At 28.8% G+C, this 26048-nt stretch carries 17 protein-coding genes and 1 riboswitch; of the genes, 11 read left to right on the forward strand and 6 right to left on the reverse strand.

From position 1 onward, the window contains the following. Positions 1-41 precede the first annotated feature (41 nt). Together Q0W06_RS10300 and Q0W06_RS10305 are read right to left on the reverse strand one after the other, a co-directional pair. Complete coding sequence (locus Q0W06_RS10300) at positions 42-386, reverse strand: hypothetical protein (RefSeq protein ID WP_297634787.1); 345 nt, start codon at positions 384-386, stop codon at positions 42-44. After that, on the reverse strand, positions 376-1584 hold the full coding sequence (locus tag Q0W06_RS10305) for a DUF1576 domain-containing protein (protein ID WP_297634899.1): 1209 nt from the start codon (positions 1582-1584) through the stop codon (positions 376-378). The genes Q0W06_RS10300 and Q0W06_RS10305 overlap by 11 nt, the downstream gene beginning before the upstream one ends. Before the next feature lie 258 nt (positions 1585-1842). On the opposite strand from Q0W06_RS10305, the gene Q0W06_RS10310 reads away from it, so the two are divergent. From Q0W06_RS10310 to Q0W06_RS10335, 6 genes are all read left to right on the forward strand, one after another. Next, a complete protein-coding gene (locus tag Q0W06_RS10310; protein WP_297634790.1) occupies positions 1843-2526 on the forward strand; it encodes a hydrolase in 684 nt (227 codons plus the stop codon). 305 nt (positions 2527-2831) lie between these two features. Then, positions 2832-2995, forward strand: a riboswitch (Lysine riboswitch). 114 nt (positions 2996-3109) lie between these two features. Next, entirely contained in the window at positions 3110-4405 is a 1296-nt protein-coding gene (lysA, locus tag Q0W06_RS10315; protein ID WP_297634793.1) for a diaminopimelate decarboxylase, read from the forward strand. A 78-nt stretch (positions 4406-4483) separates the two neighbouring features. Further along, a complete protein-coding gene (lepB, locus tag Q0W06_RS10320) occupies positions 4484-5005 on the forward strand; it encodes a signal peptidase I (protein ID WP_297634796.1) in 522 nt (173 codons plus the stop codon). Positions 5006-5287: 282 nt separating this feature from the next. After that, positions 5288-5884 (forward strand): signal peptidase I, encoded by a 597-nt coding sequence (lepB, locus tag Q0W06_RS10325; RefSeq protein ID WP_297634799.1) that lies wholly within the window; start codon positions 5288-5290, stop codon positions 5882-5884. A 73-nt stretch (positions 5885-5957) separates the two neighbouring features. Beyond that, positions 5958-8171, forward strand: a complete 2214-nt coding sequence (gene ftsH / locus Q0W06_RS10330; RefSeq protein ID WP_297634902.1) for an ATP-dependent zinc metalloprotease FtsH — start codon at positions 5958-5960, stop codon at positions 8169-8171. A gap of 21 nt (positions 8172-8192) precedes the next feature. After that, positions 8193-10283 carry an AAA family ATPase gene (locus Q0W06_RS10335; protein ID WP_297634802.1) on the forward strand — a complete coding sequence of 697 codons (2091 nt, stop codon included), beginning with the start codon at positions 8193-8195 and terminating at the stop codon, positions 10281-10283. 109 nt (positions 10284-10392) lie between these two features. On the opposite strand, the gene Q0W06_RS10340 is transcribed toward Q0W06_RS10335, so the two are convergent. Beyond that, positions 10393-11331 carry an ATPase gene (locus Q0W06_RS10340; RefSeq protein ID WP_297634805.1) on the reverse strand — a complete coding sequence of 313 codons (939 nt, stop codon included), beginning with the start codon at positions 11329-11331 and terminating at the stop codon, positions 10393-10395. 460 nt (positions 11332-11791) lie between these two features. On the opposite strand from Q0W06_RS10340, the gene Q0W06_RS10345 reads away from it, so the two are divergent. Genes Q0W06_RS10345 through Q0W06_RS10355 form a run of 3 tightly spaced genes read left to right on the forward strand, consistent with a single transcriptional unit; the run spans position 11792 to position 14028 of the window. Further along, a complete protein-coding gene (locus Q0W06_RS10345; RefSeq protein ID WP_297634808.1) occupies positions 11792-12619 on the forward strand; it encodes a transporter substrate-binding domain-containing protein in 828 nt (275 codons plus the stop codon). Positions 12620-12632: 13 nt separating this feature from the next. Further along, positions 12633-13319 carry an amino acid ABC transporter permease gene (locus tag Q0W06_RS10350; protein ID WP_297634811.1) on the forward strand — a complete coding sequence of 229 codons (687 nt, stop codon included), beginning with the start codon at positions 12633-12635 and terminating at the stop codon, positions 13317-13319. Continuing rightward, a complete protein-coding gene (locus Q0W06_RS10355) occupies positions 13306-14028 on the forward strand; it encodes an amino acid ABC transporter ATP-binding protein (RefSeq protein ID WP_297634814.1) in 723 nt (240 codons plus the stop codon). The genes Q0W06_RS10350 and Q0W06_RS10355 overlap by 14 nt, the downstream gene beginning before the upstream one ends. Positions 14029-14158: 130 nt before the next feature. On the opposite strand, the gene Q0W06_RS10360 is transcribed toward Q0W06_RS10355, so the two are convergent. From Q0W06_RS10360 to Q0W06_RS10370, 3 genes are all read right to left on the reverse strand, one after another. Continuing rightward, on the reverse strand, positions 14159-15337 hold the full coding sequence (locus tag Q0W06_RS10360) for a cation diffusion facilitator family transporter (protein ID WP_297634817.1): 1179 nt from the start codon (positions 15335-15337) through the stop codon (positions 14159-14161). Positions 15338-15504: 167 nt separating this feature from the next. Beyond that, a complete protein-coding gene (locus tag Q0W06_RS10365) occupies positions 15505-15699 on the reverse strand; it encodes a helix-turn-helix transcriptional regulator (RefSeq protein WP_297634905.1) in 195 nt (64 codons plus the stop codon). 4 nt (positions 15700-15703) lie between these two features. Beyond that, on the reverse strand, positions 15704-16417 hold the full coding sequence (locus tag Q0W06_RS10370; protein ID WP_297634820.1) for a hypothetical protein: 714 nt from the start codon (positions 16415-16417) through the stop codon (positions 15704-15706). A gap of 155 nt (positions 16418-16572) precedes the next feature. Between Q0W06_RS10370 and Q0W06_RS10375 the strand changes: the two genes are divergently transcribed. Together Q0W06_RS10375 and Q0W06_RS10380 are read left to right on the forward strand one after the other, a co-directional pair. Beyond that, positions 16573-17868: a M18 family aminopeptidase gene (locus Q0W06_RS10375; protein WP_297634823.1), complete on the forward strand. Its 1296-nt coding sequence runs from the start codon at positions 16573-16575 to the stop codon at positions 17866-17868. 257 nt (positions 17869-18125) lie between these two features. Beyond that, entirely contained in the window at positions 18126-25814 is a 7689-nt protein-coding gene (locus tag Q0W06_RS10380; protein ID WP_297634826.1) for a glucoamylase family protein, read from the forward strand. Positions 25815-26048 lie beyond the last annotated feature (234 nt).

A 26048-nucleotide genomic window follows, 5' to 3' on the forward strand; every position in this document is an offset into this window, starting at 1 on the left:
ATTTCCTCTATACCTTTTTACTTTTACCTCTTATCTATTAACTACAAAGAAGTCCTTTCAAGGTTAATATTTAAAAAATTATTATCATAAGTAATATCTACTTTATCCGTCATCATACCAACTAAAGTTAATTCGGAATCGAATTCACATTCACCACCGATTTGCCAGTAATATTGTTCTACTTCACGTTGGCGTGGGCTATTTAAAGAAGATAAAAGCTTTTCTAAGGCTGATTGAGTGAAATTAGGAATATTAGCCTTAAGTGAAATAAAAGTAGTTTGTTGATCAGATTTTATATTTACAGTAATATCTTTAGTACTGTAATGATAGCAATATGCCATTAATTCGTTTATTATCTTTAAATCTTTTTCAGTTTTAAAATTCATCTTGTCTAACCTCTCTTCTAAATGTTGTTATTAAAGGAACTAGAATCATAGCAACTAAACCACCAGCTAACCCGTTATTGTATAAGTTTAGTCCGCCATGAAGATAACCAACATTCATGCATAAGCAAACATGTAAAAATCCTGCAATTATACCCATCCATACTCCGAATTTTCCTGCAATAGGTGCAAGACAAGAGCTAAATAGGATAGATAAAATTATACCGGGATTAGATAAAGGATTTACGTTTAATATTCCTGCTATAAGGGCACCTATTAATACTGGAATAATATTTTTTAGATGCTTTCCAAAAGCACCAAAGCCAATAATAGTGAATATTGCACCCATAGTAGGTCCATTTAATGGAGCTTGAATTAAACATAGAAATAAAGTCGAAAATAATCCTAGAATTCCCATGTTTATATATGTAGTATCTCCATATAAAAAATAAAAATCCGTAACTAGCTTCCCAGAATGTTTCGAAATTTTTTGTAGCTTGTCCCTTTTGTTTATACCAAAGTAAATTCCCATTAAAATAAGATATAAAGAAACAGCAATCATAAAAAAGAATAATGCTGGATCTTTTCCAGAATACCAAATAAGTCTCGTCTCAAAATCAATCCCAAAGGATCTGAAAATAGACATTAGTAATGTAGCGATTAAGCCTCCTGCAAAGCCGATATTGTATAAATTATATCCAGAGTGAGCAAGAATACAATGACTTGCAATAGGAGCTAAGATAAATCCTGTTATTATACCTATGACTGCACCTAAGATAAGACCTAAGTAAATATTATCAGAAGTAAAACTAAGTTGACTTACTGTAGGGGCAAGGGCCGTAGATAGTAACATAACAAGACTATAGTTTAATAATGGCTCTTTTTGATGTTTAGAAAAAAGGTATACACCAAACATAATAGGCCAAATATTAAGAAGATTTTTACCAAAGAAAGAAAATCCAGTCATTAAAAATAAAGCCATGATAGTAGAACCATTGGGTTTGATTTTTAAAAGGATTAAGATAAAAATACTTATAATACTAGTTAAACCTGCATTAAAAAGAGTAGCACCAATTCCTCCAATGGCTACATAATCAGTAATTAAGATATCGGGTGTAAGTAAAATATTTTTTAATCCGATTAAGATTTCTGAGGGAGTTGAAGTGAAGAGTCCTCCTAATAGAAATAAGGAATAAAGAATAAGTAAAACCTTATAGGGTCGAAAAAATTTTTCTTTTTTGAACAAAAAATTCACCTCTCAAATAAAAATGTTCATTATACGTTATAATAATAAACATAATATTCATTTTTATTTTATTATAGTATATTTTCCATAAATAGTGTTAAAAAAAATTTTTTTTCTAATAAGTTAAATATTCTCAAGAAAGGATAAAGAATATATAATATTAATATGTATAAAATGTTGGGAGGAGGAAAGCTATTAAAATAGCGAAAGATTATGAGTGATAATGTAAAATTTGTGCCAGAAGTGATGGGGGTACTGAGAAGTCATATAGTAAAAGTACCTGATGTAATAAGAAATTGTTCAGGAATAAAAATATTTGGTAAAAGAATAAAAAGTATATTGTTTTCTACAGATGTAGCAATGATAAAAAATACAAATGCAGATGCAATAATGGCAGTATATCCTTTTACGCCACAACCTAAAATAACAGAAGCAATAATAACAGCAGCAGATGTACCAGTTTTTTGTGGTGTTGGTGGAGGAATAACTCAAGGAATAAGAGTTGTAAATCTAGCCTTAGATGCGGAATTTAAAGGAGCAATAGGAGTAGTTGTAAATGCACCGACTTCTAATGATATTGTAAGGAATATAAAAGAAACTATAGATATTCCTATAATAGTGACAGTATGTTCAGAAGAAGAAGATATTGAAGAGAGAATAGAGAGTGGAGCAACTATACTGAATGTTTCAGGTGGGAAATCTACAAGCACAATAATAAAGAATATAAGAGAAAAGCATCCAACATTCCCTATAATAGCAACAGGAGGGCCAACTATAGAAAGTATAAAAGAAACTATAGAAGCAGGAGCAAATGCCATAACATATACACCGCCAGCTGGTGCAGAAATTATGAGTGAATTAATGGACATATATAGAGAAAGAAAAGGACAAAAATAAAATGTAACACTTTTACATGAATAGGAATAAAAATAAGAGTAAAGAATAAAGATGGTATTATAAGGATATAAATGGTAAACGGAAGATAGAGGAAAAAGAATAAAAACTGCGATAAAAAAATGAAGAAGAAGATAAATATATATAAATTAGGAAAAAAGCATGAAAATGAAGAAAAAATAGCAAAAATGAAGACAAAAAAACAAAAATGAATAAATGTATAAAATTTATATCCTATTATTGTAATTTCAGAATTTTATGATATTATTAAAAATAAGCAAAATAAAAAAAATAATAGAGAGACAAAATAAAAGGGTAGAGGAGCTAGAGTAAATAGTACTTATTAGGAGTTGCAAACTGTGATTAATAAGGAAAGGTGCAATGGCCGAAGTTAGCCGACCGCAAGAAGGCTTTCTGGGGATATGTAGAATATACATATCACTGTCACATAATGTGGAGTGCTACAGAGATAGTTTTTTTTGGTGTACCCAAAAAAGCTATTAGACACGAACCAGATAAACGCTATTACCCGTCACAGATTAAAACTGTGGCGTTTTGTTTTACCTAAAATAGTGGAGGAATGAATATGAAATTATTTGGAACTATGAATGTAGAAGAAAACATGCTAAGCGTTGGGGGAATAAAAGTAAGTAAACTAGCGGATAAATATGGTACACCATTATATATAATGGATGAAGTATTATTAGAAAATAATTGTAGAGATTATTATGAAAATTTTAGATGCAAAGAAAATGGAAATAAAGTTGCATATGCTGGTAAAGCTTTTTTGACTCTTGCAATGTGTAAAATAATCCAAAAAGAAGGTTTATACTTGGATGTAGTGTCAGGCGGGGAATTATATACAGCTTATAAAGCTGGATTTCCTGTAGAAAAATTATTGTTTCATGGAAATAATAAAACATTAGATGAAATAGAACTAGGTATTAGATTAGGTGTAGGAACATTTGTTGTTGATAACTTTTTTGAAATTGAACATCTTAACGAGTTAGCTAAGAAATATGGGAAAGTTCAAAATGTATACTTAAGAATAACTCCTGGAATAGAAGCTCATACACATGAGTATATAAAAACAGGTCAAATCGATTCAAAGTTTGGATTTGCACCAGTAGGAAATACAATAATAAATGCAATAAAAGAGGCAATAGAACTTGAAAATATAAATCTACTAGGATTACATTGTCATATTGGTTCACAAATATTTGAAATTGAACCTTATGAAGATGCAACTGAAATAATGTTAAAACTTATAAATAGAGTAAAAAAAGAAACTGGATACCTAATAAAAGAATTAGACTTAGGTGGCGGATTTGGAATATTTTATAGTGATGAGGATAGTCCAAGAGAAACTAGAGAATATTGTGAAGCTATATTAAATAAAGCAGATCATGTATGTAAAGAATTAGAATTAGAAATGCCAAAGTTAGTTATAGAACCAGGAAGATCTATTGTTGGGAATGCAGGAATAACACTTTATACTGTAGGATCAATAAAAGATATTCCTGAAATAAGAAAATATGTATCAGTAGATGGCGGAATGACTGATAATATAAGACCAGCTTTATATCATGCAAACTATGAATGTATAGTGGCAAATAGAGTTATTCATGATTCAAGTGAAGAAGTAACAATCTCAGGAAAATGTTGTGAATCAGGGGATATTCTTTTAAAAGGAATTAAATTACCTGCTGTTTCAAGTGGCGATTTATTAGCTATAATGTCAACAGGAGCATATGGGTATTCAATGTCAAATAACTACAATAAAATACCTAAAGCTGCAGTAGTTATGGTTAAGGACGAAAAAGAAAGACTTGTGTGTAAAAGAGAAAGTTATGAAGATATATTAAGAAATGAAGTAATTTAATGTAAAAAACTAAAACCTTTCTATAGAAATAAATTACAAAATTTGGTAAAATATTCATAGAAGGGTTTGGGTGGTTTTATGAAAGAGGAGTTAAAGGATTCAGGTAAAGAATTTGCAATTGCAATAATTGGTGGAATAATTCTAACTATACTAATAAATAAGTTTTTAATTTTTTCAATTTATGTACCAAGTGGTTCGATGCTACCAACAATAGAAGTAGGAGATAGGATGGTAGTAAGACGAATATATAATTATGAGAATATTAAAAGAGGGGATATTTTAGTTTTTAACTTTAAAGAAGATGTAGAAGATACATTATTTATAAAAAGAGTTATGGGATTACCAAATGATAAGATTAAGTTTGAAAATGATAAACTCTATATAAATAATGAAGAGATTAAAGAAGACTATGTAAAATATCCAGAAGAATTTTATGGAGAATATACTGTTCCAGAGGGAGAATATTTTTTCTTAGGAGATAATAGAGCAAATTCCAAGGATAGTAGAGTTTGGGAAAACCCATATATTAAGCAAAGTGAGATAAAAGGAAAGGCTTTTTTTAGGTTTTATCCATTTGATAGAATAAAAATTTTAAAATAAAATTCATTAAAAACTAGGCTAAGTCTAGTTTTTTTTCGTGAAATTAGATAAAATTTGCTATAGAAGTATTTTTTAGTATATAATAATGTAAATTTGTAGAGTAATAATTAAAATATTTTGAGTTTTAATTGATTGTATATTGAAAAAAAGGGCAATATATAAAGAGAGAGATATATTCTATTAAGATATAATTAATTTACATAAGAAGTAAAGAATTTTATATATTTTTTATGATATACTAATAGAGAATACTTAGTTATAAAAAGGAACGTGGGTGGATAAATGACAGAAGAGAATATGAATGGAGTAGAGAAAATAACTTCAGAGTCCAATAGAAAAGTACAAGGTTCTAATAAAGTAAAAAAAATTAAAAAAAACAATATATTTTTTGATTGGATATTACCAATCTTAATTGCACTTGCAATTGCCTTTTTAATAAATAAATTTCTTATATTTAAAGTAAAAATTCCAAGTGGTTCTATGGAACCAACATTAAATGTAGGAGATAGATTATTTGTAACTAGAGTATACGAACCACAACATTTAAAAGAAGGCGATATTGTGGTATTCTATTCTCAGGAGATCGGAAAAGTTTTAATTAAGAGACTTATAGGACTTCCAGGGGATACAGTAAAGATAGTGGCAGGGAATGTATATGTCAACGGAAAGGAAATTGATCAAAGCTATGTAAAATATCCAATGTCCACATATCAAGAGTTTAAAGTGCCAGAAGGGGAATACTTCTTCTTAGGGGATAATAGAGCAAATTCATATGACTCGCGATTTTGGAAAAACCCATATATTCCAGCAAAGGACATTATGGGAAGAGCTGTGCTCAAAATATATCCGTTTAAAGACATTGAGTTCTTGAAAAGATAGAGAAAGGTGAGGTGGAAGAATGGACCCAAAAAACAATTCAAATAAGGGGAATAAGGATCAAAATCCTAATAATATGATGAAGGGACCGGGAAAGACTATTCTTATATACATAATAATAGCTGTTGCCCTAGTTTTATCAGCAGGATATATTAGAAATACGTCATTAAATGAAAAAATAACATACACACAATTCCAAGATTTACTTCAAAAACAAGAAATATCGAGTGTAACTATATCAACAGATAACTTAATGATTACACCGAAAGATACAAGTGAATATAAAGGTAAGACATTAACAACAGTTAATATACCAAACCAAAACTTATTACCAGAGCTAGAAAAAGCTAACGTTAACGTTAATGGAGAAGTTTCAACATATTCACCACTTATGAGTACTATAGTAAGCTATGCAATAATGGCTATTGTATTAGTTCTTATGTGGAAATTTGTATTTTCTAAAATGGGAAGTAAAATGGGCGGCGGAATGATGCCTTTTGGAAAAAATAATGCAAAAGTTTATATGGAAGATGAAATCGGAGTTACATTTAACGATGTAGCTGGTCAAGAAGAAGCTAAGGAATCCTTAGTGGAAGTAATAGACTACTTGAATGATCCTAAAAAATACACCGAAATAGGGGCAAAGCTACCTAAGGGTGCACTTTTAGTAGGACCTCCAGGTACAGGTAAAACTCTTCTTGCAAAAGCAGTTGCAGGAGAAGCAAAAGTTCCATTTTTCTCAATCTCAGGTTCAAGTTTCGTAGAAATGTTCGTAGGAGCTGGAGCTAAGAGAGTTAGAGAATTATTTAAAGATGCTGCTGAAAAAGCACCATGTATCATTTTTATCGATGAAATTGATGCTGTAGGTAAAAGTAGAGATAGTCAATTACAAAGTAATGATGAAAGAGAACAAACTCTTAACCAATTACTAGCTGAAATGGATGGATTTGATTCAACTAAAGCTATCGTAATACTTGCAGCTACAAATAGACCTGAAATCTTAGATAAAGCATTATTAAGACCAGGAAGATTTGATAGAAGAATTATAGTTGATAGACCTGATTTCCCAGGAAGAGAAGCTATATTAAAAGTTCATGCTAAAGATGTTAAATTAGGACCAGATGTAGATTTAGTTGACATCGCAAAAAGTACTCCAGGAGCTGTTGGGGCTGACCTTGCAAACATAATGAATGAAGGTGCTTTAAGAGCTGTTAGAGAAGGAAGAAAAGAAGTTTCTCAAGATGATTTAAGAGAAGCAGTTGAAGATATAATTGCTGGTAAAGAAAAGAAAGATAGAATTCTTTCAAAACAAGAAAGAGATGCTGTTGCATTCCATGAAGTTGGGCATGCTTTAGTTGCAGCATTACTTGAAGATTCAGATCCAGTACACAAAATTACTATAGTACCAAGAACAATGGGAGCATTAGGATACACTATGCAATTACCAGAAGATGAAAAGTACTTAGTATCAAAAGAAGATTTATTAAATCAAATAACTGTAATGTTTGGTGGAAGAGCTGCTGAAGAAGAAGTATTTAACCTTGTATCAACAGGAGCATCAAATGATATAGAAAGAGCTACTCAAACAGCTAGAAGTATGGTAACTGTTTATGGTATGACTGATAGATTCGATATGATGGCATTAGAATCAGTTCAAAATAGATACCTAGATGGTAGAGCAGTTAGAAACTGTAGTGAACAAACTTCAACTCTTATAGATGAAGAAGTTTTAAATATAGTAAGAAGCTGTCACGGAAAAGCAAGACAAATATTAAATAGCAACAGAGATCTTTTAGATGAAATCGCTGGAGTATTATTAGAAAAAGAAACAATCTTTGGAGATGAATTTATGGATGCAGTTTATAGAAAATATCCAGAAATGAAAATCAAAAAAGAAGAAAAAGATAAAATAAGAGAAGCTGCTAAAAAAGAAGTTGAAGAAGCTAAGAAAAAAGCAGAAGAACTTAGAAAAGCTAAGCTAGAAGAAATAGCTAAGAAAAATGAAGAAAGAGCTAGAATTGAAGCTGAGGAAAGAAAAGCTAAATTTGCAGCTCTAGATGAAGCATTAGAAGAAATGCAAAAAGATAAACAGTTACATGAAGGTGAAGTTTCAGGTGAAAACAATGAAACAGAGGTAAAAGACTTAGATTTAGAAAAAGGAAAAGTAACTGTAAATCTAGATAAATTACCAAAGAATGATGGAGAAAAGTCATCAACTGAAGAAGGAAAATCATCAATTGAAAAAACTGAAAATTCTACAGAAGTTGAAGATAATAACGAAAATAAATAAAAGCATAAAGGAGATGTCTACGTGGAAAAAAGCATAGATTTCTCATTAGAGAGAGAACATTTAGGGGAAACCTTAAATGTTCTTAATCGTGAGATAATAAATTATATTGAAAAAAGAAAATATATAACAGAATTTATAGTAGATTATAGAAAAAAAGTAATCGAAGAGTATAGGGATGATGAAGATAAAGTATTAGAATATTTTGATCATGAAGCTTATGTAAAAGAAGAAGCTTTTAGAACTATTGATAGAAAGCTTAAAGAGTTTACGAAGTTAAAGGAGAGTCCTTACTTTGGAAAAATAAACTTTATTGAAGATGACATGCCAGAAGAAATGTACATAGGAAGATTTGGATTAACACCAGAAGAAACGTATGAGCCGGTAATAGTTGACTGGAGAGCACCTATAGCTTCACTTTTTTATAAAGGAAATTTAGGAACAGCTACTTATGAAGCACCAGAAGGTGATATTGAAGCAAATATAATTGGTAGAAGACAAATCATAGTTAAAAAAGGTGAGTTAAAAGGAATTTTTGATTCGGCAGTAGATGTAAAAGATGAAATTCTTCAAATGGTTTTAACTAATAATTCAAATGATAAGCTTAAAGATATAGTTATGACTATACAAGAAGAACAAGATGAAATTATCAGAGCACCAAAAGAAAAAGTGATAGTAGTAAACGGAGTTGCAGGTTCAGGAAAAACTACAATAGCACTTCATAGAGTATCATATCTTTTATATAACTATAGAAAACAGTTTGGAAATAAAGTTTTAATTTTAGGACCAAATGATATATTTATGGATTATATAAGTGGGGTATTACCTTCACTTGGAGAAGATAGAATAGATAATATGACATTTGAAGCTTTTGCAAAGGATGAAATAAATTTAACTGAAGAAGTTAAAGGTTTCGCTTATTATATGGAAGAAGCTATGAATGGGAAAAAAGAAAATTTAAAAGACTATAAAGAGAAAAGTTCTAAGGAATTTATTCAAAAGCTTAATGATATAGTTTTAGATATGGATAAAAACTATTTTAATCCAGAAGATGTAGTTTTCTTTGGAGAAACTATAATGACTAAAGAGGAGATAAAAGATTTATTTATAGATTACTATAAAAATATGCCTCTATTTAGAAGAAATGAAAAAATAAAAAGAATAATAGTTTCTAAGATTAAAGATAAAAGAGATGAAGCAGTTTGGAAATTAAATAAAGAGATTGAAGAAAAATTAAAAGAAGTTAAAGAAGATGAATTAATCTTTGAAAAAAATAATTTGGATTTCCAAAGAAGAATAAAAATAAGAGAAGTAGTAAGAGAAGTTATAACTGCTAGAACTATTTTAAATAAATGGATAACTAGAGAAGAAACAGTAAATGTCTATAAAAAAGCTCTTAATATTGAAGAGTTAACTTATATGGACTTAGCAGGAATATTATATCTTATGGTAAAGCTTGAAGGAAAGAAGACAACAAAAGATTATAAGCATGTGGTAATAGATGAAGCACAAGATTATAGTTATATGCAATATGAAATAATAAAAGAAATGACAGGTTGTCAAAGTATGACTATAGTTGGAGATAGTAATCAAAGGCTTATAGAAACTGATGAATCGGTAGCTATGGTTAACTTAGATAGAATCTTTGGAGATAAAGTAACTAATTATAATTTAAATAAAAGTTATCGTTCTACACAAGAAATTATGGAATATGCAAGTAAATTCTTAAAAGAAGATAGAATAGTTCCATTAGTCAGACATGGTGAAAAGGTACTAGAAGAAAAGGTTGAAAACCTTCAAGATAGTATAGAGACAATACTTTCAATTATTGAAGATTATGAAGAAGAAGGATTAGAAAGTATTGCAGTAATCACAAAAAATAAAGAATCATTAAAAGAAATATCATCTAAATTAAAAGAAAAAACTAAAATTTTAACTTTTGATAGAAGTGATATAATTTATAATGGTGGTAAGGTTATAATGCCTGCTTACTATGCAAAAGGATTAGAATTTGATGGAGTTATTATTTTAGATGAAGGTGATTCTCCAAACTTAGTTAAATATATAATGTGTACTAGAGCACTTCATAGACTTTCTGTTATAGAAAAGAAATAGTTTAGAGAATAGGTAAGAAGTAATAGAGAAGAGATAAAAGACCCCTGGTAGTTAAAATTAAACTATCAGGGGTTATTTTTATTTAGCCATTTTTTTAGTATAAATTAATTTAAATTAGTGCTTCAACTTCTTTTACTATTTCATCAAAAATATCATTAATTTTATTGAAATCCATATTTCCTACATAGTAAGTTTCCAGTTTATCATGAAGTGATTTAGCTTCTGTTATTAAAGAAAGGCCTTTATCTAGAAGAAGTTCAAATTCAACTTTATTAAAGTCTATTTCTTCTTTTACAGCTATTAACTTTGATTGATCACATAAATTTGTAAGATTAAAAATAGTTCCTGTAAAGTTTAATTTAGAAATTTCACTTTCAGAGAATATACCAATATTCAAGTCAGGGATTATGACATGAGCAAGTTTTTCAGGCAGAAGAGTATTATGATATAACTCTACATTATAACCATATTCAATAGCTGTATCTGAAATTTGTGTTAGTAATTCACTTTTACAAAGTCCAGGCTCACCTTTTAAAATATATATAGAATTTAAGTCGGAAGCTAAAGTATCAAGATAAGATACTACGCCATTAGGACTAAAAGCAGTAGCGAATAAATGACGTTTTTTTCCGATAGGAGCTATTCTACAATTAGGAAAAATTGAATCATTAATAGAAAGATTTAATTTTGCTAAGTTATTTTTGTCTAAAGTGCTGTAATTTAAATCAGCCCAATCTTTATATAAAACACTAGCAGCATTAAAATATTTATAAGCTCTTTTAAAAAGGTTAGATATTGACGCATTTAAAGCCATAATTTCATCCTTATGAGGAATCATATTTGGCTTATTTAAAGCAACTGCTAAATCAACTATTTTATCTAATGCGCCAGGATATTCAGGATCAACAATATGAGGTGCAGTTCCATCAACAATGGCAAATCCCAATTCTTGAATAGCAACACCGTCTAAAGAATGGTCATCTGAAGAACAATGAAATTGTTCTATGTTATAACCTAGAGTATTAAAATGAAAAGCAATTTTTTTCATTAAAGAAGATTTTCCAGTTCCAGGCCCGCCTTTTAGGCAGATTATTTTTTGTGCTGATTCTCTATCGATTATATGATCAAAGAAAGAACAGAAGCCCTCCGAAGTATTTCCACCAAGAAAAATGTGACGATCTTTATTTTTATCCAATATAAATCACTCCTTTGATATAAGTTAATACAATATATACTTTTAAATGGAAAAAGGTTCATTGGGTATACGTCTACAAAAAATAAGATTATAAAAAATAGGAAATATATAAATATGTAATGCATAAATATATATGAGTAGAAGAATAAATACATATAAAAACCTTCGATATGTACGTGAAATGCAGACAAAATAAATAAAATTAAAAAAATATAAAAAAAGCTTGCATAAAAATGAATTTTAAATGTATAATTATACCAAGTTATAAAAAGTAAAAAAAGTAATAAAATTGAAAAAAGAGGGGGAGCATAAAATGAAAAAGGGATTATTAAAAAAAATATTAGTAGTAGCAGTTACAGGAATAATGATGTTTAGCTTAGGAGCTTGTGGAAGCAAGTCTGATAAAGATGGAGAAACAAAGGGAGAAAATAAGCTAGAAGAAATAAAGAAGAATGGAAAATTAGTTGTAGGACTTAGTGGTGACTATGCTCCATATGAATTTTATATTATGGATAATGGAGAAAAGAAATTAGTTGGATTTGATGTAGATTTAGCAAATGAAGTAGCTAAGGACTTAGGAGTTAAATTAGAAATAAAAGATATGTCCTTTGATTCACTTTTATCAGCAATAACGGCAGAACAAATAGATATGATAATTTCAGGAATGAACCCTGATCCAGAAAGAGAAAAAGTAGTTACATTTTCAGACATATATTATGAAGCAAAACATGGAGTATTAATAAATAAAAAGGATGCAGAAAAATTTAAGAAAATAGAAGACTTAGAAGGTGTTAAAATAGGTGCACAACTAGGATCAACTCAAGAAAAACTAGCAAATGAAAAGGTGAAAGCGATAAATCCAACACTTTTAGCAGATGTAAATAATTTAATTTTAGAACTAAAAACAGGAAAAATAAAAGCATTAATAACAGAAGAACCAGTAGCAAAAATGGCAATAGAAAAAAATCCAGAAATGATGTTAGCACCAATAGAATTTGAAGCAGATGGTGGCGGAAACTCAATAGCAGTTAAAAAAGGTGAAAATGAGTTAATAAAAGAAGCTAATAAAACTATAAAAAGATTACTTGATAGTGGAGAACTTGAGAAGTTTATAATAAATGCAAATAAAATAGCTAATTAAGGAAGAGGGAAATATGGGGTATACATTAGATTTTAGTTTTCTTTCAGAATACTTTCCAGTATTTTTAGAGGGAGCTAAATTAACATTAATAATATCAGCAATAGCGGTTCTATTTGGAACAGTAATGGGGTCAGTTCTATATTTTTTCAAGTCAATAAATTTTAAAATATTTGGTATAAAGCCATTAAATATAATAGCATCTACTTATGTAGAAGTAGTTCGTGGAACTCCTATGATATTACAAATAACTATGGTTTATTCAGGTAGTGCATTATTTTTAGGGATGGATATAGAAGCACTTTATGCAGCAATAATTGCAGTATCATTAAATTCAGCAGCCTATGTATCAGAAATAATTAGAGCAGGAATTGAAGCTGTTGATAAGGGGCAAATGGAAGCAGCAAGAAGTTTAGGGATGAATAGAGGACAGGCTATGAGAATGATAATAATACCTCAAGCAGTTAAAAATATTCTTCCTGCCATAGGAAATGAATTTGTAGTAGTAATAAAAGAATCTTCAATGGCTTCTGTAATAGGAGTACATGAATTAATGTTTACTGCCAATATAGTAAAGGGAGCAACATATAAGCCTTTTGAACCATTAATTGTAGTTGCAGTATTTTATTTTGTAATGACTTTTACATTAGGACGTTTAATGAAGTATATTGAAAGGAGGATGAAGGCAAGTGATATCCGTTAAAAATTTAAAAAAAAGTTTTGGAAATAATAATGTTTTATGTGGAATAGATGAAGAAGTAAAAAAAGGTGAAGTCGTAGTTATTATAGGGCCTTCAGGCTCAGGAAAAAGTACATTTCTAAGATGTCTTAACCTTTTAGAGATACCAACAGATGGAGAGATAATATTTGAGGGAGAAAGTATTACTGATAAAAAAACAAATATAAATAAAATAAGAGAAAAGATGGGAATGGTTTTTCAGCAGTTTAATCTTTTTCCTCATAAAACTGTATTAGAAAATTTAACCTTAGCACCTATGAATGTAAAGAAAAAGAGTAAAGGGGAAAGTAAAAAGAAAGCTTTAGAATTATTAGAAAAAGTAGGACTTTCTGAAAAAGTAAATGCTTATCCTAATTCTCTTTCGGGAGGACAAAAGCAAAGGATAGCTATCGCTAGAGCATTAGCTATGGAACCAGATGTAATGCTCTTTGATGAGCCAACATCAGCTTTAGATCCAGAAATGGTAGGAGAAGTATTGTCGGTAATGAAATCTCTTGCAAATGAAGGGATGACTATGATTATAGTTACTCATGAAATGGGGTTTGCAAAAGAAGTTGGAGATAGAATACTTTTCATAGATGAAGGAATAGTTATGGAAGAAGGAAATCCAGAAGAGATTTTTAAAAACCCTAAAAATGAAAGAACAAAAGCTTTTCTATCGAAAGTGCTTTAATTAAAGATATAAATTTAAATATAGGCTATATTTCAATTTGATTGGAATATAGCCTATATTTTTGCAACTAATAAAATAAAGTGTGAAGTAGTATTATTTTGCAATAAAAAAACTAGCATTAAGCTAGTTTTTAAGTAAAATCGTGGTCTATAGTTATAATACAGTTGTATTCTGGGTGAAGTTCTTTTATTGAAGAAGTTATGTCAGATTTTAAATCTTTCTCATTCATTATTTTGCTTAGATTTTTTGAATCTACAACAACATCAAAAATAAGATTTTTAACATTACCTTCACCGACTACTCTAAAGTCATGCATTGATTTTATTAATGGATTATATTTTATAATCTTTGATACTTCAGAATGAGCAACTTTAATTTCATCTGTTTCTAAACAAATAGGATCCATGTGAATTACAAGATATAGTTCAAGTTTTTGTGAAATTTCACGTTCAGCTTTATCTATAATATTATGAATTTCCATTATATCTATATCTGATGGAATTTCTGCATGAACAGATGCCATACAACGTCCTGGTCCATAGTTATGGATAATTAAGTCATGAATTCCTGTAATGTGAGGATATGAAAGTAAAAGTTCCTCTAACTCACTAACAAGCTCTGGGTCTGGTGCTTCACCAAGTAATGGATTTAAAGTATCTTTAATTAATGAATATCCAGAATAAACGATAATTAATGCAACTACGACTCCTACATAGCCATCAATAGGAAAGTTAGTGAATTTAGATGCTAAAAATGAAATCGCAACACAGCTTGATGCAAAAACATCACCTAAAGAATCAATAGCTGCAGCCTTTAAAGCATTAGAATCTATTTTATTTCCGATATATTTATTAAATCCAGCAAGCCAAACTTTTAAAAGTATAGAAACTATTAAAAGAATAAAAGGAATAACTTCAAAAGTAACTTTTCCAGGATGAAGAATTCTATCAAAAGAAGTCTTAATAAATTCAAGCCCAACTAAGATTACTAAAAAAGAAACTACAAGTGCTGAAATATATTCTATTCGACCATGCCCAAAGGGATGTTCTTTATCAGCTGGTTTACTAGACATTTTAAATCCAACTATAGTAATTATAGAAGAACCAGCATCAGAAAGGTTATTAACTCCATCAGCAGTTATAGCTACACTTCCAGTTACAACACCTACTGAAATTTTTATAGCAGTAAGAACTAAATTAACTATAATTCCAACTACACCGCCTAGTGTACCAAAGTTATTTCTAACTTTTTTATCTTTAATGTTAGTATTATCTTTTACAAAAGTATTTACTAAAAGTTTTGATATCATAAATTATGCCCCCTCTAAACTAATATTACTATTGTAGCTTAAATATAGAGATTAATCAATCTATATAATAATAATTATTAAATAATAAAGAATGATTATTATTCCTAAGAGATAGAGTTTCTAATTGGTAACTAGAGTGGAAGTATAATCACTAATAAATGATATATTTAAGTCCAAAATATATCATCTAAAGTGACATCTAAAGCTTTGCAAATTGATATACATAGATTAATTGTTGGATTATAGTTTCCACTTTCAATCATACTAATTGTTTGTCTTGTTACACCAACGATGTTAGCAAGGTCAGCTTGAGACAAATCTTTACCAGCACGTGCTGATTTTAATTTTAAATTTTTTGACATAAGATTATTCCTCATTTATATTTTCTAATTTAGTATTTCTCTTTTTAGCAAATTTTAATAATAAGCTTGTAAAAACATAAAACATAATTCCCCATGAAATTGAATTTATTAGAAAGAATCTTAATAAAAGGAGAGGGGTATGATTTCCAGATATAAATTGAAAAGATGTCATAGTAGCACCAAAAACCAAAGTAGCAAAAAAAGTTCTTTTTTCTAAAGACATTTTTTTAGAGTTAGTTTGAGTTGTAGTACGTCCTAAAATACCTTTTTTATATTGTTTAATGCTAATATAACAGCAAGGAATAATAATAGCAAGAAGATTTAAAGTTGAAAATAAGAGATTGAAACCATTAAAAGATTTTGTAAAATAAAGGCTATATAAAGCAAGAACTCCAATAAGCAGATCATATCTAAGAATTAGATAGAAGGCTTTCTTAAAAAACGTATTTCTAAAGCTAATTAAACATTCATCCTTGGGATTTAAAATATTTAAAATATTCAAACCAGCAGTACGTGCTTTAATAACTATATATAAGTTGCAAATAATTAAAATAAATGCAGTTTGGAATATTAAAATAACATTAGTTTTAAAAATAAGTTCTAAAATAAATAAAATTAAGGCAAAAATTTGAGTATAGATATAGCCTTTAGCAGTTAAGATAGCATCTTCTTTATTTAGTCTTTCGTCTTGTAAAGTAAAGTCATTAATTAATTTCATAAATATTCCTCCTTAGTATAATAAAATTGTAAGATATAAAATGAAATATGTCAATTATATATGATATATAGAACTAGATAGTAATTTAGAGATAAATATAAATTAGATTTGTGGTAAAATGTTTTTATATAAACTAGAGATTAGGAGTGATAATGATGGAAAAGAAATTAGCAAAAGAATTAATGGAATTTATAGATAATGGAAAAACTGCTTTTCATGCAACTAAAGAAGTTCAAAACATGTTAGATAAAGAAGGATTTAAAGAACTTTTAGAAAGTGATGCATGGACACTTGAAAAAGGTGGAAAGTATTATGTTAGAAAAAATGATTCAGCTATAATTTCATTTGTAGTGGGAAAAGGAGAGCTTGAAAAAGACGGATTTAGACTTATAGGAGCTCATACTGATTGCCCTGGATTTAAAATAAAACCAAATGCAGATATGAAAAGTGAAGGACAATACGTTAAATTAAATACTGAAGGATATGGTGGAGCTATACTTAGTACTTGGTTTGATAGACCTCTTAGCATAGCAGGTAGAGTTACATTAAAAGGAGAAAATCCTCTTAAGCCTACAGTTAAATTAGTAGATGTAAATAAGCCAGTTTTAATAATTCCAAATTTAGCTATTCATATGAATAGAACTGTAAATGAAGGATTTGCTATAAACAAGCAAAAAGATACATTACCTTTATTAGGATTTGTAAATGAAAAGTTAGAAAAAGAAGGATATTTAATAAGCTTACTTTGTGAAGCTCTTGGAGTTCAAAAGGACCAAATATTAGATTTTGATCTTTTCTTATATGAATATACTAAAGGATGCTTAGTTGGAATGGATGAAGAATTTATTTCAATTGGTGGACTAGATGATAAATGGATGGTATATGCAGGAGTTAGAGCATTACTAGATAGTAATGAAATAGATAGTACAAAGGTTATGATTGCTGTAGATAATGAAGAAATAGGAAGTTTAACTGCTCAAGGAGCACATTCAAATCTTATAAGAAGATTATTAGAAAGAATAGTTATATCAACAGGAAAAGGAACAGAAGAGTTCTTTAGAGCTTTAGCAAATTCAGTTATGATTTCAGCAGATTTAGCTCATGCAGTTCATCCAAATGTTCCAGAAAAACACGATCCAACAAACAGACCATTACTTGGAATGGGACCTGTATTAAAGAAAGCTGCTTCAGGAAGTTATTCAACTGATGCATATTCAGGAGCAATATTTAAAGCAATCTGTGAAAAAGCTAATGTTCCAATGCAAGAATTCGTAAATAGATCAGATGTAAGAGGTGGGACTACTATAGGACCAATGTCAGCAGCGGATCTTTGTATTCCAGTTGTAGATATGGGAGCACCACTTATAGGAATGCACTCAGTTAGAGAATTAGCTTCAGTTAAAGATAACTATTATACAATTAAAGCTTTCACTGAATTCTATAATTTATAATAAAAATAAAGAACTCCCTTAGAGGGGGTTCTTTTTTTGTGCATAAAAGAAATCACTTGCACCAAAATGATACAAGTGATTGCTTTTGTTAAAATATTTCTAAAGGAGAGATTTCTTAAAAATCTCACTATAAATTTAACATATTTTAGATAAAAATACAAGCTATAGGATATTAATGGATAAGCCTTGTAATAAATTTAAGTTTTCTTGGAAAGACTATTTTTAAGAATTTTAAATTGAAAAGAGAGGCTTTTTATATGGGTAAAAATGAATTTAAAAAACATAGACGAAACTTATTAAAAGATTTAAATATTGCATATAACTCCCTTAGAGAAGGATATAAAAGAATAAATATTTGTATAAAAAATGGTGGTGTAAAAACTACAGCTAGTGAGTGGATATTAGATAATACATATCTTTTAGAAAGAGAGTTTAATTTCGTAAAGAAAAATATGCCGGAAAAATACTTCTTTAAACTACCTACAGAGATAGATTGTGCAAAGGATTGTTTACCAAGGTCATATTTATTAGCAAAGGACTTTATGGAAAGTTCAAATAAATTAACGGAAGAAGAGTTATGTAAATTTATATTATCTAGAAATATTAAACTTTCTTATGGGGAAGTGGTTTCATTTCCAATTATGCTTAGAATATTTCTACTAATAGATATTTGTGGAATTGTTCACCAAATTGAGGAATTTTATTTAAAAGGAAATTTAGATGACCTTTTTATAAGTGAAGAGCTTGAAGAAGATATAGAAAAAAGAATAACAGAATTAAGAATAACAGATAATTTAGAATGGAAAATATTTTTTGATAATGTATCAGAAATTGAGAGATATCTCTTAAAAGATCCAAGTGGAACATATCCTTATATGGAGGAAAAGTCAAAGGACTACTATAGACATAAAATAGAAAAAATAAGTAGAAAGTTTGATATTTTAGAGGAAAGGGTTGCAGAAAAAGCTTTTGAACTTGCAAGAGAAAAAAGGATTGAGGGAAATTGGGATGAAAGGACACATATAGGATATTATATAGTTGATTCTGGCTATGAAGAACTTTTAAAAAGTTTAAATTTAAAGGGCCGTGATAAGAATAAGAGATCAGAAGGTGGATTTATTTTCACAAATATAATTCTTACGTTGATATTAGCTTTAATTATAATAGGGATAGATTATCTATTTGAATGGGATTATGGAAGCTTTAGTGATTATGTAGTAGGCTTTTTTATAATTCTTGTGCCTTGTAGTGAGATTATAGTTGGGCTTATAAATTATTTTATACCTAGACATATGGAGATGGCCCATATACCAAAAATAGATTTTAGAAGTGGAATAGGTGAAGAAAATAAGACTACAGTAGTTATTCCTACAATAATAGAAAATAAAGAAAAAATAAAAAGTTTAGTAGAAAAACTAGAGGTTTATCATTTAGGAAATAAAGATCCAAATGCATATTTTGTTATATTAGGAGACTTTGTAGATAGTAAAAATCCAGATTTAAAAAAGGAAGAAGAATTAAATATATATGGTAGAGAGGAAGTCCAAAAATTAAATGATACATACGGAGAAGATAGATTTTTCTTTTTAACAAGGGAAAGATTATTTAATAAAAGTGAAGGAATGTATATAGGCTGGGAAAGAAAAAGAGGAAAGCTTATGGAGTTTATGGAGCTTTTAAGAGGAGATACTTCTGGAAGCTTTAAGTTTTTTTCAAATGATATAGAAGTATTAAAAACATCAAAATATTTAATTACACTAGATACAGATACATTTATGAAAAGAAATACTTTAAGAAGATTAGTTGGAGCTATGGCACATCCATTAAATAATCCAAAAATTTCAGTAGATAAAATAATTAGAGGATATGGAATGATGCAACCAAAGGTTTCAATATCTCTAGAAAGTAAAAATAAAACTAGATTTTCAAAGATATTTGGAGGAGATAGTGGTGTTGATGGATATTCAACAGCTTATTCAGATACATATCAAGATTTTTTTAAGAAAGGGTCTTTTACAGGAAAGGGAATTATTCATATTGATGCCTTTTTAAAAACTATAAGTGGGAAAATAAAAGAAAATAGAATATTAAGTCATGATCTTTTAGAAGGAGAACTTGCTAGATGTGGATTAGTTACAGACTGTGAGCTTATTGAAGAGTATCCTAGTACATATATGGGTAGCATAAGTAGATTACATAGATGGGTTAGAGGAGATTTTCAAATTATAAACTGGCTTTTTTCAAAGGAATTAAAGGGGATTTCAAAGTGGAAAATCTTTGATAACTTAAGAAGGAGTCTTTTAGCACCATGGCTTTTAATTGGACTTTGGCTTGCATTTTTACTTCTTCCAAATGGTAGAGGAATAGTAACAGTTTTATTTTTAACTTGCATTACTCCTTTAATATTCAGAGTAACAGATTTTGTTGTAACACCTAAAAATAAACTAAATGGAAGTGGAAAAACACTAATTACAGTTATGCTTATAATAAGTTTTATACCTTATCAAGCAGTAATAATGTTAGATGCAATAATAAGAAGTCTTTATAGATTAGGGATAAGCAAAAAGAATTTGTTAAAGTGGAGAGCGTCTGATATTGAAGATAAAGGAAGGATGGAAAACTTTGGATATTATATAAAAAGAATGTGGTTTTCAATTATTGCAGGACTTATAACAGTACTTTTAAGCTTTTATGCAAATGAAATAGTTTCTGTTTTGGGAGTAGTAGTTGGAGTCTTATGGGTATTTTCACCTTATGTAGCTTGGAGTATAAGTAAAAGTGAAGAAAAAGAAGAATTTCTAACTTCTGAGGAAAGAATATATTTATTAAAAATAAGCAAGGACATGTGGGGATATTATAGTGATTTAGTAAATCTAAAAAATAATTATTTACCACCAGATAATTATCAAGAAGATCCTTTAGTTGGAGAAGCATTAAGAACGTCTCCAACTAATATTGGACTTTCTTTGATTTGTAATATAGTTGCATATGATTTAGGATTTATAAATTTAGAAAATGCTATCTATAGAATTCAAATGACATTAAAGTCTATGGAAGATTTAGAAATATGGAACGGCCATTTTTTAAATTGGTATGATATAAGGAGTAAAATGCCACTTCACCCTAAATATGTTTCAACCGTTGATAGTGGAAACCTTCTTTCATATTTAATGATAGTAAAAAAGTTTATGCAGAAAAACTACAGAGAAGACGAACTTTTAAATAAATATATAGATGAAATGAATTTTAAACCACTATATAATGAGCGAAAAGAATTATTTTATATTGGATATAACATGGAAGAAGATAGTTTAGGAAAAAGTTATTATGACCTTTTAGCTTCAGAGGCAAGAATAGTTTCATTTTTAGCAATAGCTAGAGGCGAGGTTGAAGAAAGTCATTGGTTTAAGCTAAAAAGAAGTTATAGAAATGTAGGAATACATAAAACACTTCTTTCTTGGAGTGGAACAATGTTTGAATATTTAATGCCTTCCTTAATAATGAGAGCATTTAATGGAAGTGTTCTATGGGAAACATATAAAGGAGCGGTAAGGGCACAGATAAGATATGGAAGAAAGAAAAAAGTTCCTTTTGGTATATCAGAATCAGCTTTTTATAGATTTGATAATGAAAAAAACTATCAATATAAAGCTTTTGGAGTACCAAAATTAGAAATGAGAAGAGATAGTGAAGAGGAATTAGTTATATCTCCATACTCTACAATGATGGCACTTCAATATTGTAAAGAAGAAGGAATAAGAAACTTAAAAGCACTAGAGGATATTGGAGCATATGGAAAGTATGGATTTATAGAAGCTGTAGACTATACGCCAAATAGAATAACAAAGTTGTTAAAAGAAGAAGTAATAAATGAGTATGAAGCAAAAGAAAGAAAGGGATTATTAATTAAAACCTATATGGTTCATCATATAGGGATATCTCTTTTAGCATTAGATAATATTTTGAAAGACGATATTATGATAGAAAGGTTTCATAGCATTCCAGAAGTAAAGACAACTGAAATAATATTAAAAGAAAAAATGGAAAACTTAGTTTTAGCTGAAAAAGAAGGCTTTATAAATGAAGAATTTAAAATGAAAAGAGTAATATTTAATACTAGAGTTTTAAATGATAAAAAAGTATTGGATAAGGGAAGTAATATTTTATCAAATGGAAAATACTCTGTAATGATAAATAGCCTTGGTGGAGGATACTCTAAATGTGAGAAGAATATGATTTATAGATGGGGTGGAGACTTTTTATCGGAAGAAGGTGGAGTTTTATTCTACATAAAAGATAAAAAAGGGAATAAGATTCAAAGCCCAACATATTATCCATTTAACTCGCTAGGAGAAAGATATAAAGTTAAGTTTTCAGAAGATAGAAGTGAAATTCAAAAAATAGAAAATGGAATAGAAACAAAGCTGAAAATTTTAGTTTCACCAGAAGAAGACTTAGAAATAAGAAGCTTAAAAATAAAAAATTTAAAAGAAAGAGATGTAGAGCTAGAAATAACATCTTATTTAGAACCTATAATAACAACATTAGAAGCAGACTTAGCTCATAAAGCCTTTTCAGATCTTTTTATAGAAACAGAATTTATAAACGGAGAAAATATTCTTATTGCTAAAAGGAGAACTAGAAAAAAAGAAGATAAAGAAAATTATATTTTTGTAAGTTTAGTTGAGGGAAATAATGAAGATGATAGAAAATTGAAATTTACAACAAATAGAGAAAACTTTATTAAAAGAAATGGAACATTTCAAAACCCTATAGGAGTTGAAGAAGATTTAAAAAATAAAAGTTTTCAACCCTTAGATCCATGTATAGCTATAAGAAAAGAAATAACTTTAGAAAAGGGAAAAGAAAAGGTATTGAATTTAATTATAGGCTTTACAGATGATAAGAGAGAAATAATAAGAATGGTAAGAGAAAATAAATATTTAAAAGATATCGTTAAAATAGAGAGAAAATATAATAAAATGGCTAGCCTTCTTTTAAATAGATTATCTCTGCCATCAGAAAAAAGTAATGAATATCAAAAGGTTTTAAGAGAGATTCTTTACATAGGTGAAGGAAGAAAATTTAGAGATAATTATATAAAAAATATTAAGGGGTCACAAGAAGATTTATGGAGATATGGGATTTCAGGAGATAAAAAAATAATTCTTTTAAAATCAAAGGAAGATAAAAAGTTATTAAAGGATGTTATAAGATTCCATTACTATATGGAACTTAAAGGCATAGAGCTAGATTTAATCATATATAACGAAGAAGAGATAGATTATAACGTAAGAAATAGAAAAGATATAGATAAGCTTTTAAATAACTTTAGAGGTGGAGATAGAACAGGAGTATTTATATTAAATAAAGGTGATATTGATGAAGAATATCTCCATTTCCTTACAGGTATTGCAACTATTTATATAAATGAAGATGGAGACAGTTTTGAAAAAAAATTAGAATACTATGAAAAGATGCATAAGCTAGATAGTGATATAGAAGAAGACTGTAAAATACTACTTCATTTAAATGATAGGAAAGAAGAGGAACTAGAAAAAGATCCAATATACATAGAAAAAGAAGAGGGGAATAATTTAGATTTCTTTAATGGATATGGTGGATTTAATAAGGAAGATGGAAGTTATAATATAATACTAAAAAATAAAGAATCTACACCTAGACCTTGGATAAATGTTTTAAGTAATAAAAACTTTGGAACTCATATATCAGAGTCAGGTTCAAGTTATACATGGTGCGGGAACAGTAGAGAAAATAAAATAACACCATGGAGTAATGATTATATAAAAGACCCTATGTATGAAGGAATATGGTTTAGAGATAATACAGATTTAGAATTATTTTCTATCTATAAAAATCTCTTTGATGATGGAGGGGTTTATAAGATAAATCATAACTTTGGATATTCTACATTCTGGCATAGAAGTAGAGGAATAGAAGGTAATATAACAGTTTTTGTTCCTTTAGAAGAAGACTTGAAGATTCAAATAGTTAAATTGAAAAATCTAAGTGGAGAAAGCAAAAGTATCTCAATGTTTAGTTATAATGAACTAGCTTTAGGAGAAAATAAACGAAAAGATAATGAAAAAATATATACGGAGATAGGAGAAGAGTTTGCTTTTGCTAAAAAGACATACTCAAAAAGCTTTAAAGAAAAAATAGCTTATGGAACAATTCTTGGAGAAGGGGTAAATCATTATACTTGTGATATAGATGAAGGAAGAGGAATGTTGAATAAGGCTATAGAAGAAAATATAACTCCAAAAAGTGGAGGAGGATATAAACCTTGCTTATGTACTCAAAAGGACATAATACTGGCCGTAGACGAAGAGATAACCCTTATAAGTATTTTAGGTCAAGAAGAAAGCTTAGAGGCTATAGAAGGGAAGATAAACAAATATAAGGATATAAATAATGCGTTTGAAGAATTAAACCGTATAAAACTAGAGATGGATAGCTTTTTAGGTAATATAAAAATAAATACAGGAGATAAATCATTTGATTATATGATGAATGGATGGCTTTTATATCAAAACTATAATTGTAGATATTTAAGTAGAACAGCATTTTATCAATCAGGAGGAGCCTATGGATTTAGAGATCAAATGCAGGATTCATTATCTCTTGGAATAATTAAACCTGAAATATTAAAAACACAAATATTAAAAAATGCTAGTAGGCAGTATATTGAAGGTGATGTACAGCATTGGTGGCATCCTATCGTAAATAGTGGAATAAGAACAAGATTTTCAGATGATTTATTATGGCTTCCTTATGGAGTTATTGAATATATAAATTTAACAGGAGATTATAGTATTTTAGATGAAGAGGTTCCTTATTTAGATGATGCACCATTAAATAAAGGTGAGGATGAGAGATATACGATAGTAAATAATATTACTGAAAAGGATAGTATCTATAATCACTGTATTAGAGCTATAAATAAGGCTTTAAAATATGGAAGTCATGGAATTCCTCTAATGGGAAGTGGTGACTGGAATGATGGAATGAGTACTGTAGGGAATAAAGGAAAAGGGGAAAGTGTATGGCTTGGATGGTTCTTAGCTAAAATTCTTAAGGATTTTGAAGAACTATGTATAAAGAAAGGTGAAGATTCTAGAGCAAAAGAATTTGAAAAAGAAAGAAACTTTATTATAGAAAATATAGAAATAAATGCTTGGGACGGTGCTTGGTATAAGAGAGCCTTCTTTGATGATGGAACTCCTCTTGGTTCAAGTGAAAATGATGAATGCTTTATAGATTCACTTCCACAAAGTTTTTCAGTAATAACAGGACTTGGATGTAAGGAGAGAAGAAAGAAAGCTATGGAATCAGTAGAAAAATATCTTGTAGATCGAGATATCTCTGTAATTAAGCTTCTACACCCACCTTTTGAAAGTTCAAAGTTAGAGCCAGGATATATAAAAGGATATGTTGCAGGAGTTAGAGAAAATGGTGGGCAATACACTCATGCAGCAGCTTGGGTCATATTAGCATATAGTATGCTTGAAGAAAATGAAAAAGCATATGGTTTTTATAATATGATAAATCCTATAAGTCATTCTAATACAAAAGAAAAGGCTGATACATATAAAGTTGAGCCTTATGTAATAAGTGCAGATATATATATTAGACCACCTTATGAAGGAAGAGGAGGATGGAGCTATTATACAGGAGCTGCAGGATGGTTTTATAAAATAGGTCTTCAGAATCTAATTGGATTAAATAAGGTAAAAGGGAAAGGATATACTATAACTCCACACATGCCAAGTTATATAGATTCATTTTCTATAGAAATAAAAGATGAAAAATATAAAATAAAGGTTTCTAGAGGTGAAAAAAAGATACTAATAAATGGTAAAAAAATTGAGAATGAAGTTATTCCAACAGGTTTAGGGGAAAGTTATATAGAAGTTTGCTATTAGAAACCGCATATAAATGCAAAAATGGTGAATTTTTATAAATTAAATTGTAAAAATGAGAAATTTTTTGAAATTTTATAAATAAATCATAAGTTTAACTTTGAATTAAGTGATATATTAAAGAAAAAACATTAGATAAACAAACAAAATGATAGTACATATATTTAGAAATGTTATAAATATTGGACAGAAAAATGAGAAAGTGTTAAAATCTCTACGTAAAGGTTCAACCAAATT

The organism is uncultured Clostridium sp. (genome assembly GCF_947072515.1).
In the GTDB taxonomy this organism is placed as follows: Bacteria; Bacillota; Clostridia; order Clostridiales; family Clostridiaceae; genus Clostridium.